The sequence below is a fragment of the Shewanella colwelliana genome (assembly GCF_001735525.1).
Classification (GTDB): Bacteria; Pseudomonadota; Gammaproteobacteria; order Enterobacterales; family Shewanellaceae; genus Shewanella; species Shewanella colwelliana.
Genome location: NZ_MCBT01000042.1, coordinates 1 through 2,162 on the forward strand (window position 1 = coordinate 1; position 2,162 = coordinate 2,162).

General features: G+C 41.7%; 3 protein-coding genes. All 3 read left to right on the forward strand.

What is annotated here, in order from left to right:
* The first annotated feature begins 347 nt into the window (after positions 1–347).
* The gene (locus BEL05_RS13005) at positions 348–818 is read left to right on the forward strand and encodes a hypothetical protein (RefSeq protein ID WP_069671407.1); all 471 of its coding nucleotides are present in this window, start codon (positions 348–350) and stop codon (positions 816–818) included.
* Positions 819–937: 119 nt separating this feature from the next.
* On the forward strand, positions 938–1,219 hold the full coding sequence (locus BEL05_RS13010) for a hypothetical protein (RefSeq protein WP_069671408.1): 282 nt from the start codon (positions 938–940) through the stop codon (positions 1,217–1,219).
* A 451-nt stretch (positions 1,220–1,670) separates the two neighbouring features.
* Positions 1,671–1,925: a hypothetical protein gene (locus BEL05_RS13015; protein ID WP_069671409.1), complete on the forward strand. Its 255-nt coding sequence runs from the start codon at positions 1,671–1,673 to the stop codon at positions 1,923–1,925.
* Positions 1,926–2,162 lie beyond the last annotated feature (237 nt).

Here is a 2,162-nt window from a genome sequence, read left to right on the forward strand (position 1 = left end):
CTACACCAGCGAGATGTAATTCATTACTTCCCAACCAAAAACTGGATAACTATACAGTCATATTCAAATCATCAGGATTTTGAACGATTTCCATCCTGTATTCGTGCGCGTTTTCTCATGTTGATTTAAATAAATAGCATTAGAATTAATCACTTATGCTATTTGTCAAGTAGATAATAGGTTTGGAAAACGCGCATGCGCGTTTTTCCAGATGGTATATTTAGCAAAATGCTGATAAGTTCATTACATACAGATAGTTAACTGTGCGCGTTTTCACTGGTCCAACGAGGTAAACGCGCATGCGCACTAATAAAATGTTATGTTCTCGTAGCAATGGAGCTATTTTAATGGCCGCTTGGCAATTTAAGGTTTGTCTGATCCCGAAGGTTTGGGTTGAGTCAAATGATGACCCAATTCCTCTACTTTATTCCGAGGAAGAGTCATATGATACGTCATGTGCATGGGTTGGTATCATTGCCAGAAACGCCCAAGAAATAATTGGCAAGCACTTCTCCTTATCTAAATCGTGGCACGAAGATCTGGTTAGTTTTGGTCAAGAAAAAGAAACTGATGTTCAGGTCTGGTATGAGGGCGAAGCTCTGGAAGATATTCAAGTTCGGATAGATATGAGGTCCAAGTTTTTACCTCTGCTTGAAACCGTGGTATCTATTTCTAAAGCTCTATCTTGTGTAATTTTTATACCCGCGCAGCAAAAAATAATACCAGCAGACACCTTAGAGTTATTACGTATAGCAAAAGCATCAAGTGCCTACGCGTTTGCTAACGACCCAGAGAAGTGGCTCAATGAACTTAAATAAACATAACCAGTGCATCTTGCCGGACTTGGGTAAACTGTCATCTTTTGTGCAGAAACACGCACAAAAGCCGCCATTTCACCCAAGCCGCAAATGCAGGCGTTATGTGCCAATGAGGAATTATGGGTAGTCCATTAAACAAAGATAGTAAGATGGAATGTGCTAGGCATGGATTGCAAAAACCATCGTTCATATGCAAGCACTTACAATACGGTGAGGGTCTTGGTTTTTATGAAGCCACTGATGATCCGGATCCAGAATACCCGTTTAGAGAGGCTTGGTGTGGTGATTGTGATAAGGTCTTATTAGAGCAAGCAGAATGGAATGATATCTCTGAAGGCAACGCTCAAATAATGCCAATATGCGAAGGCTGCTTAACTGAAATACAGGCTCGTAATGAGTAATCAGCACATAACCAGTGCCTGCAATCTGACCTCCGGCCACTGTCACCTTTTGTGCAAAAAACCGCACAAAAGGCGCCAGTAGCCTCCGGCAGTTGAGGCGGGCGTTCTTGACCTGCGGTAGACGATTTTTAGCAAAAAAGAAGTGATATTTAAGTCTAGCCGAAGGAATAGATAGAGCCAAACGCGATGGAAGAAACGCCTAATTTATGATAGCTTGAAGGCACTTGCTAAGGCTCGTAAAGCGAAGCTTTTAAGAGACCTGCAATTGACTTCAAGTAAAGCAGCGATGCTTCCCTCACGCCGCAGGGGGCATTAATTAAGCCCCAAGGGCATGGAATATAAACTCACGGATTGAGTAGCGATAACCTCCTCTCTCCGAAAGTAAAGAACAAGCCGTTTCACGAGACCTTCGGCTCGTGAACCACGATCGTTATGTACACAAGGAGTGGCTTTGATAGGTGTTAAACAAATAATATTAATATCTGCAATTTTTCTTACTGGTTGTTCTACGACTAATGGTAAAAATATTAGTTGTGATTTTGTCGTTGGTTCATATGAAAGTGAAAATGATCGACGAGAAAAAGAACGAAATAATGGACAATCGCATAAAAAAAATAATGAAGATACGGTTAACGGTATTCTTTCTGTAATTTCAGGTGCTATCGGTCGTGCAGTTTCAGGTAGCAGCAAAGACGAGTGTACATAACAAATAAGGATAGGCCGCGCGTAGCCGCGTCCTTATCCCGAGTGTTGAACAAGCCCAGAGTTGTAGGAAGTGATACCTTTATATAGTAAATAGCGGCGTGAGAGCTCACGCTGGTTTAGGTCGGGGAGCTTAATTTACACTTTTGGCTAAAACATAGACACCCATCATTAATTGCGCAGAAGCAAACCTCTAACTATGCTTTGATTTAGCATTGAACAAGGAGGTTTTTATGCCACG